This is a genomic window from Streptomyces shenzhenensis, assembly GCF_021462265.1.
GTDB lineage: Bacteria > Actinomycetota > Actinomycetes > Streptomycetales > Streptomycetaceae > Streptomyces > Streptomyces shenzhenensis.
The window spans coordinates 38759-51676 of the sequence record NZ_JAJONF010000053.1 but is presented as its reverse complement, the minus strand read 5'-3'; the positions used below and the strand labels follow the sequence as shown (position 1 = coordinate 51676).

General features: G+C 70.8%; 7 protein-coding genes. 4 read left to right on the top strand and 3 right to left on the bottom strand.

Annotated features, from left to right (window positions below):
- Window positions 1-26: 26 nt before the first annotated feature.
- Together LQ326_RS40440 and LQ326_RS40435 are read right to left on the bottom strand one after the other, a co-directional pair.
- The gene (locus LQ326_RS40440) at window positions 27-1217 is read right to left on the bottom strand and encodes a winged helix-turn-helix domain-containing protein (RefSeq protein ID WP_234544066.1); all 1191 of its coding nucleotides are present in this window, start codon (window positions 1215-1217) and stop codon (window positions 27-29) included.
- Window positions 1218-1266: 49 nt separating this feature from the next.
- Window positions 1267-1842 carry a GNAT family N-acetyltransferase gene (locus LQ326_RS40435; RefSeq protein ID WP_234544065.1) on the bottom strand — a complete coding sequence of 192 codons (576 nt, stop codon included), beginning with the start codon at window positions 1840-1842 and terminating at the stop codon, window positions 1267-1269.
- Window positions 1843-2133: 291 nt separating this feature from the next.
- Here LQ326_RS40435 and secA point away from each other — a divergent pair, with 291 nt between their 5' ends.
- Window positions 2134-4980 carry a preprotein translocase subunit SecA gene (secA, locus tag LQ326_RS40430; protein ID WP_234544064.1) on the top strand — a complete coding sequence of 949 codons (2847 nt, stop codon included), beginning with the start codon at window positions 2134-2136 and terminating at the stop codon, window positions 4978-4980.
- Between the two features lie 144 nt (window positions 4981-5124).
- Here secA and LQ326_RS40425 read toward each other — a convergent pair whose 3' ends face one another.
- Entirely contained in the window at window positions 5125-5586 is a 462-nt protein-coding gene (locus LQ326_RS40425; protein WP_234544063.1) for an Rv3235 family protein, read from the bottom strand.
- Window positions 5587-5916: 330 nt separating this feature from the next.
- On the opposite strand from LQ326_RS40425, the gene LQ326_RS40420 reads away from it, so the two are divergent.
- The 3 genes from LQ326_RS40420 to LQ326_RS40410 all read left to right on the top strand — a co-directional run bounded on the left by LQ326_RS40420 (window position 5917) and on the right by LQ326_RS40410 (window position 12784).
- Window positions 5917-6432 (top strand): DUF6912 family protein, encoded by a 516-nt coding sequence (locus tag LQ326_RS40420; RefSeq protein ID WP_234544062.1) that lies wholly within the window; start codon window positions 5917-5919, stop codon window positions 6430-6432.
- A 45-nt stretch (window positions 6433-6477) separates the two neighbouring features.
- Window positions 6478-7143, top strand: coding sequence for an HAD family hydrolase (locus tag LQ326_RS40415; protein ID WP_234544061.1), 666 nt, complete (start codon window positions 6478-6480; stop codon window positions 7141-7143).
- 703 nt (window positions 7144-7846) lie between these two features.
- Window positions 7847-12784: an NAD-glutamate dehydrogenase gene (locus LQ326_RS40410; RefSeq protein WP_234544060.1), complete on the top strand. Its 4938-nt coding sequence runs from the start codon at window positions 7847-7849 to the stop codon at window positions 12782-12784.
- The last annotated feature ends 134 nt before the right edge of the window (window positions 12785-12918 follow it).

Below are 12918 nucleotides of genomic sequence, written 5' to 3'. Positions count from 1 at the left end.
CGCGCCGGCGTCGGACCCGGCGCCGGTCAGCGCAGCGCCGCTGTCAGGGAGCGGGTCACCTCCTTCATGAGCGGCTCGCGCAACTCGGGGGCGTCGACGCGCTCCACGCGCACCGTCGTGCAGTCCACCCAGCTCGCCGCCTCGACCAGCGCCTCCGCCACCGCCGGGACCGCCTTAGGGCCGTCCAGCGTGACCTGGCGGGCCACCAGGATCCCGCCCGCCTCCCGCGCCGGGTCCACGCGGCCCACCAGCCGGCCGCCTGCCAGCACCGGCATCGCGTAGTAGCCGTACACCCGCTTCGGCTTCGGGACGTACGCCTCCAGGCGGTGGGTGAAGCCGAAGATCCGCTCCGTGCGCGCCCGGTCCCAGACCAGGGAGTCGAACGGGGAGAGCAGCGTCGTACGGTGCCGGCCGCGCGGGGGCGTGGCCAGGGCCGCCGGGTCCGCCCAGGCGGGCTTTCCCCAGCCCTCCACCAACACCGGGACCAGACCCGAGTCGGCGATCACGGCGTCGACCTGCTCGCCCTTGAGCCGGTGGTAGTCGGCGATGTCCGTGCGCGTGCCGACGCCCAGCGACTGCCCGGCCAGCCGGACCAGGCGGCGCAGGCACTCGGTGTCGTCCAGCTCGTCATGGAGCAGCTCGCCCGGGACCGCGCGCTCGGCGAGGTCGTACACCCGCTTCCAGCCGCGCCGTTCGACGCACACCACCTCGCCGTACATCAGCGCGCGCTCCACGGCGACCTTGGTGCCGGACCAGTCCCACCACTCGCTGGTCCTCTTCGCGCCGCCCAACTCCGTCGCGGTCAGCGGGCCTTCGCCGCGCAGCTGCTTGATGACCTGGTCGTAGGTGCCGTCCGGAAGGGCGTGGTTCCAGTGCGGGCGGTCGCGGTAGGCGCGGCGGCGGAAGGCGAAGTGCGGCCACTCCTCGATGGGCAGGATGCAGGCGGCGTGCGACCAGTACTCGAAGGCGTGTGCGTCCTGCCAGTAGGCGGCCTCGACCGTTCTGCGGCCGACGCGGCCGAGGCGGGCGTACGGAATGAGCTCGTGCGACCGGGCGAGGACCGAGATGGTGTCGAGCTGGACCGCGCCGAGGTGGCGGAGCACGCCCCGGACGCCCAGGCGGCGGTCGGGGGCGCCTAGGAAGCCCTGTGCCTTCAGCGCGATACGGCGGGCTTCGTCCGCCGAGAGAGCGGTGGCGGGGCGCGGGAGGGTCGTCATGGGTCGGACGATAGAGGGTGGCACTGACAGCCCGGCACGAGCTGGGGTTTCAGCCCCGCGCGGGGGCCGGCAGGTAGGGCGCCGCCGACGGCAGGCCCAGGTCCGAGGGGAGCAGGGAGCCGACCCAGCAGTCGCGTCGTACGCCCCTGTTGTTGAGACAGGACCGGAGAACGCCCTCGACGGTGAAGCCCGCGCGTTCGGCGACCGCGCGGGAGGCGTGGTTGCCGACCTCGGCGCGCCATTCGACCCGGTCGATCGCCATCCGGGTGAACGCCCAGCGGGCGGCGGCGAGGGTGGCCTCCGCGGTGTAGCCGTGGCCGCGGTGCTCCTTGACCGTCCAGAACCCCACCTCGGCCGTCCCCAGCGAGCGCATGGTCAGGGCGAGCATCCCGGCCAGCCCGCCGGCCGGCAGGAAGACGCCGAAGGTGAACATGGAGCCCTCGGTCCAGCCGTCGGGGACCATCTGCTCGGTGAAGCTGCGGGCGTGCTCGGCGAGGTAGGGGGAAGGAATCGTCGTCCAGCGCTGGATGTCGGGATCCTGGACGGCCGCGTACACCGCGTCGGTGTCCTGCGGGCCGACCGCGCGCAGCAGCAGACGAGGGGTGGTGAGCGTGACGGGTTCCATCGGCCGATTCTGCTCGCCCCGGTGTCCGGTACGCCATCGGTTTCGCGCTGCGTGATCCCGCGATCACATTTCGCGCAATTCCTCACCCCGGCGCGGCACTATCGGACGGTCCCGGCCGTTGTCCCGTGTGAGGCACGAAATGTGCTCGCAGGGCCCTCGGGAAAGCGACGGGCGGTCGTCGGGGCGACAGGCCTCCCGACGCGGCCGGGTCCTCGCATACGATGGCCGTTGCTCAGTACGTCAAATGGAAACCGACCCTCCCAGGCCCGACCGGCAAGGAGACTAACCCCCGTGTCCGTCCTCTCGAAGATCATGCGTGCAGGCGAAGGCAAGATCCTGCGCAAGCTGCACCGCATCGCGGACCAGGTCAACTCCATCGAAGAGGATTTCGTCGACCTCTCCGACGCCGAGCTGCGGGCCCTCACCGATGAGTACAAGCAGCGCTACGCCGACGGCGAGAGCCTTGACGACCTGCTCCCCGAGGCGTTCGCCACGGTGCGCGAAGCCGCCAAGCGCGCCCTCGGCCAGCGTCACTACGACGTGCAGATCATGGGTGGCGCGGCCCTCCACCTCGGCTACGTGGCCGAGATGAAGACCGGTGAGGGCAAGACCCTCGTCGGCACCCTGCCCGCGTACCTCAACGCGCTGTCGGACAAGGGCGTCCACCTCATCACGGTCAACGACTACCTGGCCGAGCGCGACTCCGAGATGATGGGCCGCGTCCACAAGTTCCTGGGTCTCTCCGTCGGCTGCATCCTCGCCAACATGACGCCGGCCCAGCGCCGCGAACAGTACGCGTGCGACATCACGTACGGCACGAACAACGAGTTCGGCTTCGACTACCTCCGCGACAACATGGCGTGGGCCCAGGACGAGCTCGTCCAGCGCGGCCACAACTACGCCATCGTCGACGAGGTCGACTCCATCCTGGTCGACGAGGCCCGTACGCCGCTGATCATCTCCGGCCCGGCCGACCAGGCCACCAAGTGGTACGGCGACTTCGCCAAGCTGGTCCTGCGGCTGAAGAAGGGCGAGGCCGGCAACCCGCTCAAGGGCATCGAGGAGACCGGCGACTACGAGGTCGACGAGAAGAAGCGCACGGTCGCCATCCACGAGTCCGGTGTGTCCAAGGTCGAGGACTGGCTGGGCATCGACAACCTCTACGAGTCGGTGAACACCCCGCTGGTGGGCTACCTGAACAACGCCATCAAGGCGAAGGAGCTCTTCAAGAAGGACAAGGACTACGTCGTCCTCGACGGCGAGGTCATGATCGTCGACGAGCACACCGGCCGTATCCTCGCCGGCCGCCGCTACAACGAGGGCATGCACCAGGCGATCGAGGCGAAGGAAGGGGTGGACATCAAGGACGAGAACCAGACCCTCGCCACGATCACCCTGCAGAACTTCTTCCGCCTCTACAAGCGCCACGACCACAACGGCAAGGAACTGCCCGGCCTGTCCGGCATGACCGGTACGGCCATGACCGAGGCCGCCGAGTTCCACCAGATCTACAAGCTCGGCGTGGTCCCGATCCCGACGAACAGGCCGATGATCCGCAAGGACCAGTCGGACCTGATCTACCGTACCGAGGTCGCCAAGTTCGAGGCGGTCGTCGACGACATCGCGGAGAAGCACGAGAAGGGCCAGCCGATCCTGGTCGGCACGACCTCCGTCGAGAAGTCGGAGTACCTCTCGCAGCAGCTCTCCAAGCGCGGCATCCAGCACGAGGTGCTCAACGCCAAGCAGCACGAGCGCGAGGCGTCGATCGTCGCGCAGGCCGGCCGCAAGGGCGCCGTGACGGTGGCCACCAACATGGCCGGCCGTGGTACCGACATCAAGCTCGGCGGCAACCCCGAGGACCTCGCCGAGGCGGAGCTGCGCCAGCGCGGCCTCGACCCCGAGGAGCACATCGAGGAGTGGGCGGCCGCGCTGCCCGCCGCCCTGGAGAAGGCCGAGCGGGCCGTCAAGGCCGAGTTCGACGAGGTGAAGGAGCTCGGCGGTCTCTACGTGCTGGGCACCGAGCGGCACGAGTCGCGCCGGATCGACAACCAGCTGCGCGGCCGCAGCGGCCGTCAGGGCGACCCCGGTGAGTCCCGCTTCTACCTCTCCCTCGGCGACGACCTCATGCGCCTGTTCAAGGCCCAGATGGTCGAGCGCGTGATGTCCATGGCGAACGTGCCGGACGACGTGCCGATCGAGAACAAGATGGTCACCCGCGCGATCGCGTCCGCGCAGTCGCAGGTCGAGCAGCAGAACTTCGAGACCCGTAAGAACGTCCTGAAGTACGACGAGGTGCTCAACCGGCAGCGCGAGGTCATCTACGGCGAGCGCCGCCGCGTCCTGGAGGGCGAGGACCTGCAGGAGCAGATCCAGCACTTCATGGACGACACGATCGACGCGTACGTCGGCGCGGAGACCGCCGAAGGCTTCCCGGAGGACTGGGACCTCGACCGGCTGTGGGGCGCCTTCAAGCAGCTCTACCCGGTGAAGGTCACCATCGAGGAGCTGGAGGAGGCGGCCGGCGACCGCGCGGGCCTGACCGCCGAGTACATCTCCGAGTCCATCAAGGACGACATCCACGAGCAGTACGCGGCGCGCGAGGCCCAGCTCGGCTCCGAGATCATGCGTGAGCTGGAGCGCCGGGTCGTGCTGTCGGTCCTCGACCGCAAGTGGCGCGAGCACCTCTACGAGATGGACTACCTCCAGGAGGGCATCGGCCTGCGCGCGATGGCCCAGAAGGACCCGCTGGTCGAGTACCAGCGCGAGGGCTTCGACATGTTCACCGCGATGATGGACGGCATCAAGGAGGAGTCCGTCGGCTACCTGTTCAACCTGGAGGTCCAGGTCGAGCAGCAGGTCGAGGAGGTCCCGGTCGAGGACACCGAGGCGGCCGTCGAGGGCGTCCAGGACGCGGTGCCGGCCCAGGCGGGTCCGCGTCCGGAGATCCGTGCCAAGGGTCTGGAGGCGCCGCAGCGACGGGGTATGCACTTCTCGGCGGCCACCGTGGACGGCGAGGGCGGCATCGTCGAGGGCGACTTCGCCTACGACGACGAGGAGCCCACCCGCTCCGAGGCCGACGGCCTGACCCGCGCCGAACGCCGCAAGCAGGCGAAGAGCCGCCGCGGCCGCAGGAAGTAACCCCGGCGCCAGCGTCTCGTCAGGGCCGGTCACCTGGAAAGGGGGCCGGCCCTTCGGCTTGCTGCCGGGGCCCGGGGGCCGGTCAGGGACTTGGCCGCTCCTGGGGGCGACCGCGAGTCGTCGTGAGGCACCTCGGGTCGGCTGTCAGTCGTCGTGAGGCGTGCGGGGGCCGCCCATCTCCACCGCGGTGCAGCGCCAGCGCAGGTCCGCGCCCTGCTCCAGGCGGAAGGCCATCGCGCGCAGACTGTCGCCCGCGGCGATGCGCGCGAAGACCTCCAGGGCGCCGGCGCGCGGCACGTAGTAGCCGATGTCGCGGACGACGGGGTCGGCGCCGCGGGTGCGCAGGGGGCCGCGTTCGGCGAGCCGGGCCAGGTCGTCGTAGGCGGGTCCCGCCGTGTGCCGGAGCATCCAGTGGACGGGGCGGCGGCCGCTCAGAACGGCCAGCAGACGCTCCGCGAACAGGTCGGTGGGGCGCGGGCCCGGCGGGGCCGCCGGAGGCGTGAGCGGACGGCGTGAGGAGGGGGCGCCCGGCCGGCGGGGGTCGCGGCGGCCGGGTGGCCGGGTGGCCGGGCGGAGCTGGGCGGTCCTGGTCATGACCTTGTTCATGGGGATCCCCGTTCGGCGGGCCCGGAGAGTAACCGGGCAGTAACTTACAGTCACGGACCTTGTACGGGGCCGGGCCGGCGGCGGCAAGGCGGTGGCGGTCCGTGTCGGGGGCCCGGGAAGGTTCACCTATCCGAGTGGTCGGGGGTGCGGGAATCCCGGCGGGTGGGCGGTGGCACCGGGTGAATCGCGGGGCGCCGGGTGGACGCCCGCGACGACACCGCCCGGGACCCGAAAGGGGACGCCCGCACGTATCCTGAAGGCCCTCCGGGAGGCGTCAGAGGCTTCGGGAGGCGCAGAGTCGAAGAGTCCGGAAGAGAAGAGCGGCCAGTCATGCGCGTCTACGTCCCCCTGACCCTCCCCGGGCTCGCCGAGGCGCACCGGACGGGCGAGCTGGGGACCGGTCCCTTCGTCGCCTACGCCGTCACGCCCGCGCTGCGCGAGTGGTACCTCTCCGACGACATAGAGGAACTGGAGTACGCCGCGCTCAACCGGGCAGCCCTGGCGTCCCTGCGGCTGCTGGCCGCCGACCCGGGCGCGGTACGGCGCCGGGTCGTGGTCGCCGTCGACGTGCCCGACGGCACGGCGGCGGCCGACCCGGACCGCGGGCTCGACCCGGCGGCGCTGGGCGAGGTCCGGGTGACCGGGACGGTGGCGCTGGCCAGGGCGGCCTCGGTGCACGTCGACTCCGACGACGCCCAGGAGGACGTCACGGCGGCCGCCGGGGCGCTGGCGGCGGCGGACGGCGGGGACGACGACGCGCAGTTCGTCGTGGACGGTGCCGAGGACCACGAGCTGCTCTGGTACGCCACGCAGGAGATCCCGAACCTGGTGGGGCTGGGCGGCTGACCTGCCGGGTCTTGATTGTCAGTGGCGGCGGGTAGCGTTCTGGGCATGGGGAAGCACGAAGGCGCACACATCGTCTGGGACTGGAACGGGACGCTGTTCCACGACAACGACGCGATCATCGGGGCGACGAACGCGGCCTCGGCCGAGCTGGGCCTGGCGCCGATCACGCTGGAGCAGTACCGGGAGCTGTACTGCGTGCCGGTGCCGAAGTTCTACGAGCGGCTCATGGGAAGGCTTCCGACCGAGGCCGAGTGGGAGGCCATGGACGAGATCTTCCACCGCTACTACGCCGAGCACCGCGGCCTGTGCGCGCTGACCGAGGGGGCGCCGGACCTGCTGGCCGGGTGGCGTGCGGCGGGCCGCAGCCAGTCGCTGCTGAGCATGTACGTGCATGACGAACTGGTCCCGCTGGTGCGGGGGTTCGGCATCGAGTCGCACTTCGTCCGGGTGGAGGGGCGGCTCGGGCCGTCGGGGGGCAGCAAGGCCGAGCACATGGTGCGGCATCTGCGGTGGCTGGCGGATGTGGAGCCGGGTCGGACCGTGGTGATCGGTGACGCGGCGGATGACGCGGTGGCGGCGCGGGCGGTGGGAGCGAAGGCGGTGCTGTACACCGGGGGGTCACACGGGAGGGCGAGCCTGGAGGAGGCCGGGGTCCCGGTCGTCGACTCCCTGGCGGAGGCGGTCGAGGAGGCGGAGCGACTGGTGGCGTGAGCGGGCGCCGGCGGGCCGCGCGGGCCGGGGGTAGGGACGCTTACCGGCGCTGGCCGGGTGCCTCCCCCAGCCTTCGGCCGGGGGGACCCCCAGCGCCCACCCTCCCCCACTCTCGGCTTCGCTCGAGCGGGGGGACCCCCATCGCCCTGCGGCACGCCTGCCCGCAGCTATGTCTGACGCGACTGCAGCGCCCCGTAAGGGGCGCGGGGAACTGCGCGACCAGCCCCCACCCACCCGCGCATCACCACCCGCCGCAGCCCCCACCCCCCCCATGTCGGCCAAGCCGGCGCAGCGCCCCTGTGCAGAACGTCAAAGTTCCACCCCCGGTTTTGTACACATACGGCTCATGACGACCCCCCCGTCGAGAGCGATAGCCTTGGTGGCGTGATCAGCGCGATAGTTCGCGGGGGCCTCGATGCCCCTGCCCTGCGCCCGGTGAGCACGGACCACCTCCGTGACCGGGTGGCGGTAGCTGGTCTTCCCGGGCGGAGGGTGCCGGAGACGGCCCAGGCAGGGGCGCTGCCGAGAGCAGCATCACACCTGCGGAGCAACTCGAATATGGCTCAATACCCCCCGCCCGTCTCACCCCGCGGCATAGCGTCGGAGCAGACCGGAGAACCCGGCCGTGGCGTCGAGCCGCAGGGGGAAGAGCCCGTACTTCCTTCTACGTCACGCAATGGCGCGCGACAGGAGCCAGAGGACAATGCAGACCAAGCTGGACGAAGCCAAGGCCGAGCTGCTCGAACGGGCCGCTCGGGTAGCTGAGAACAGCCCGGCCGGGGGGCACCTACCGACTGGGATCACGGGGGAGGCGGACCAGGAGTCCGTCTTCGCGTTCCTCCAGCGCTACTACCTGCACACCGCACCGGAGGACCTCGCCGACCGCGACCCGGTCGACGTCTTCGGCGCCGCCGTCTCGCACTACCGTCTCGCCGAGACCCGCCCTCAGGGCACCGCGAACGTCCGCGTCCACACCCCGACCGTCGAGGAGAACGGGTGGACCTGCAGCCACACCGTGGTGGAGGTCGTCACCGACGACATGCCCTTCCTCGTGGACTCGGTCACCAATGAGCTGACGCGGCAGGGGCGCGGGATCCACGTCGTGATCCACCCCCAGTTCGTCGTCCGCCGCGACCTCACCGGCAAGCTGATCGAGGTGCTGCCGACCCCGCCCGCCGACGTTGAGCTGCCGCACGACACGCACGTCGAGTCCTGGATCCACGTCGAGATCGACCGGGAGACCGACCGCTCCGACCTCAAGCAGATCACCGCCGACCTGCTGCGGGTGCTCTCCGACGTCCGGGAGGCCGTCGAGGACTGGGAGAAGATGCGGGAGTGCGCCGTCCGCGTCGCCGAGAACCTCGGCGAGGAGCCGGTGCCCGGTGACCTGCCGCGCGCCGAGGTCGAGGAGGCCCGCGAGCTGCTGCGCTGGCTGGCCGCCGACCACTTCACCTTCCTCGGCTTCCGCGAGTACCAGCTGCGCGAGGACGACTCGCTGGCCGCCGTGCCCGGCACCGGCCTCGGCATCCTGCGCTCCGACCCGCAGCACGCCGGCGAGGAGGGCCACCCGGTCAGCCCCTCCTTCGAGCGGCTCCCGGCCGACGCGCGCGCCAAGGCCCGCGAGCACAAGCTCCTCGTCCTGACCAAGGCGAACAGCCGGGCGACCGTGCACCGGCCGTCGTACCTGGACTACATCGGCGTCAAGAAGTTCGACGCGGACGGCAACGTGGTGGGTGAGCGGCGCTTCCTGGGCCTGTTCTCGTCCGCGGCCTACACCGAGTCGGTACGCCGGGTGCCGGTCATCCGCCGCAAGGTCGACGCCGTGCTGGAGCGGGCGGGCTTCTCGCCCAACAGCCACGACGGCCGTGACCTGACGCAGATCATGGAGACCTTCCCCCGTGACGAGCTGTTCCAGACCCCGGTCCCGGAGCTGGAGTCGATCGTCACGTCCGTCCTCTACCTCCAGGAGCGCCGCCGGCTGCGGCTGTACCTGCGCCAGGACGAGTACGGCCGCTACTACTCGGCCATCGTCTACCTCCCGCGCGACCGCTACACCACCGGCGTGCGGCTGCGGATCATCGACATCCTGAAGGAGGAACTCGACGGCATCAGCGTCGACTTCACGGCCTGGAACACCGAGTCGATCCTGTCCCGGCTGCACTTCGTCGTCCGCGTCCCGCAGGGCACCGAACTGCCCGAGCTGTCCGAGGCCGACAAGGACCGCATCGAGGCCCGCCTGGTCGAGGCGGCCCGCTCCTGGACCGACGCCTTCGCCGAGGCGCTCCACGCCGAGTGCGGCGAGGAGCACGCGGCCGCGCTGCTGCACCGCTACGGCAACTCCTTCCCGGAGGGCTACAAGGCCGACCACACCCCGCGCGCCGCGGTCGCCGACCTGGTCCACCTGGAGCGGCTCACCGAGGAGGCGGGCAACGACTTCGCGCTCAGCCTCTACGAGCCGGTGGGCGCCGCCCCCGACGAGCGCCGGTTCAAGATCTACCGCAAGGGCGCGGCGATCTCCCTGTCGGCCGTGCTGCCGGTCCTGAGCCGGATCGGCGTCGAGGTGATCGACGAGCGGCCGTACGAACTGCGCTGCGCGGACCGGACGGCCGCGTGGATCTACGACTTCGGCCTGCGGGTGCCGAAGGCGCAGGGCAGCACGACGGGCGACTACCTGGGCGACGACGGGCGTGAGCGGTTCCAGGACGCGTTCGCGGCGACCTGGACCGGCCAGGCGGAGAACGACGGCTTCAACGCCCTGGTGCTGAGCGCCGGTCTGAACTGGCGGCAGGCGATGGTGCTGCGGGCGTACGCCAAGTACCTGCGGCAGGCCGGTTCCACGTTCAGCCAGGACTACATGGAGACGACGCTCCGCAACAACGTCCACACCACCCGGCTGCTCGTCTCCCTGTTCGAGGCGCGGATGTCGCCGGACCGGCAGAAGGCCGGCCTGGAGATCACCGACGCCCTGCTGGAGGAGCTGGACGCGGCGCTTGACCAGGTCGCCAGCCTCGACGAGGACCGCATCCTGCGCTCCTTCCTGACCGTCATCAAGGCGACGCTGCGCACCAACTTCTTCCAGCAGGCGACGCAGGGCGCCCCGCACTCGTACGTCTCCATGAAGTTCGACCCGCGGGCCATCCCCGACCTTCCGGCGCCCCGCCCGGCGTTCGAGATCTGGGTGTACTCGCCGCGTGTCGAGGGTGTGCACCTGCGCTTCGGCAAGGTCGCGCGCGGCGGTCTGCGCTGGTCCGACCGGCGTGAGGACTTCCGCACCGAGATCCTCGGCCTGGTCAAGGCGCAGATGGTGAAGAACACCGTCATCGTGCCGGTCGGCGCCAAGGGCGGCTTCGTCGCCAAGCAGCTGCCGGACCCGAGCGTGGACCGGGACGCGTGGCTGGCGGAGGGCATCGCCAGCTACCGGACGTTCATCTCGGCGCTGCTCGACATCACCGACAACATGGTGGCCGGCGAGGTCGTGCCCCCACAGGACGTGGTCCGGCACGACGAGGACGACACCTACCTGGTGGTCGCGGCCGACAAGGGCACGGCGACGTTCTCCGACATCGCCAACGAGGTCGCCGGCAGCTACAACTTCTGGCTCGGCGACGCCTTCGCCTCCGGCGGCAGCGCGGGCTACGACCACAAGGGCATGGGGATCACCGCGCGCGGCGCCTGGGAGTCCGTGAAGCGGCACTTCCGGGAGCTGGGCGTCGACACCCAGACCGAGGACTTCACGGTCGTCGGCATCGGTGACATGTCCGGTGACGTGTTCGGCAACGGCATGCTGCTCAGCGAGCACATCCGCCTGGTCGCCGCCTTCGACCACCGGCACATCTTCATCGACCCGAACCCGGACGCGGCCACCTCCTACGCCGAGCGCCGCCGCCTGTTCGACCTGCCCCGCTCCAGCTGGGGCGACTACGACACCGACCTGCTCTCCTCGGGCGGCGGGATCTTCCCGCGCAGCGCCAAGGCCATCCCGGTCAACAGCCACATCCGCGAGGCCCTCGGCATCGAGGAGAAGGTCACCAAGCTGACCCCGGCCGACCTGATGAAGGCGATCCTCGGGGCGCCGGTGGACCTGCTGTGGAACGGCGGCATCGGCACCTACGTCAAGGCGTCGACCGAGTCCAACGCGGACGTCGGCGACAAGGCCAACGACGCCATTCGCGTCGACGGCGCCGACCTGCGCGTCAAGGTCGTCGGCGAGGGCGGCAACCTGGGCCTGACCCAGCTCGGCCGGATCGAGTTCGCCCGCCAGGGCGGCAAGATCAACACCGATGCCATCGACAACAGCGCGGGCGTGGACACCTCCGACCACGAGGTGAACATCAAGATCCTGCTCAACGGCGTGGTCGCGGACGGCGACATGACCGTCAAGCAGCGCAACAAGCTGCTCGCCGAGATGACCGACGAGGTCGGCGCCCTGGTGCTGCGCAACAACTACGCGCAGAACGTGGCGATCGCCAACGCGCTCGCCCAGTCCGGCGACATGCTCCACGCCCAGCAGCGGTTCCTGCGCCACCTGGTCAGGGAAGGCCATCTCGACCGGGCGCTCGAGTTCCTGCCCACCGACCGCCAGATCCGCGAGCGCCTCGGCAGCGGCCAGGGCCTGACCGGCCCGGAGACGGCCGTCCTGCTGGCGTACACGAAGATCACGGTGGCCGACGAGCTGCTGGCCACCACGCTGCCGGACGACCCGTACCTCAGCGGCCTGCTGCACGCGTACTTCCCGACGGCCCTGCGCGAGCAGTTCGCCGCCGCCCTCGCCACCCACCCGCTGCGCCGCGAGATCACCACCACGGTCCTGGTCAACGACACGGTCAACACCGGCGGTACGACCTATCTGCACCGGCTGCGCGAGGAGACCGGGGCCTCCCTGGAGGAGATCGTCCGGGCGCAGACCGCGGCCCGCGCGATCTTCCGTTCGGCCCCGGTGTGGGACGCGGTCGAGGAACTGGACAACAGGGTCGACGCGGCCGTCCAGACCCGGATCCGGCTGCACTCCCGCCGCCTGGTGGAGCGCGGCACCCGCTGGCTCCTCAACAACCGGCCGCAGCCGCTCCAGCTCCTGGAGACCGTCGACTTCTTCTCCGAGCGCGTCGAGCAGGTCTGGCAGCAGCTGCCCAAGCTGCTGCGCGGCGCGGACCTGGACTGGTACCAGCACGTGTACGACGAGCTGTCCGGCGCCGGGGTGCCCGACGAGGTGGCCACCCGCGTGGCCGGCTTCTCCTCCGCCTTCCCGGCGCTGGACATCGTCTCGGTGGCCGACCGCATGGGCAAGGAGCCGCTGGACGTCGCTGAGGTCTACTACGACCTCGCCGACCGGCTCGGCGTCACCCAGCTGATGGACCGCATCATCGAGCTCCCGCGCGCCGACCGCTGGCAGTCGATGGCCCGCGCCTCCATCCGCGAGGACCTGTACGCGGCCCACGCGCTGCTCACCGCCGACGTGCTCGCCGCGGGCGAGGGCGCGGCGACGCCCGAGCAGCGCTACCAGGCCTGGGAGCGGAGGAACGCGGCGATCCTGGGCCGGGCCCGGGCCACCCTGGAGGAGATCCGCAGCTCGGACTCCTTCGACCTGGCCAACCTCTCGGTGGCCATGCGGACGATGCGGACGCTGCTGCGCACGCACTCGTAGCCGTACGAAGTGGCCGTACGAAGTGGCCGTACAAATTAGTCGTACGACATGAAAGGCGCCCCGGGCCGGTGACGGTCCGGGGCGCCTTCTTTCCTGCCGGTGTTTGTTCTTGCCGGTATCCAGGGGAAAACGGA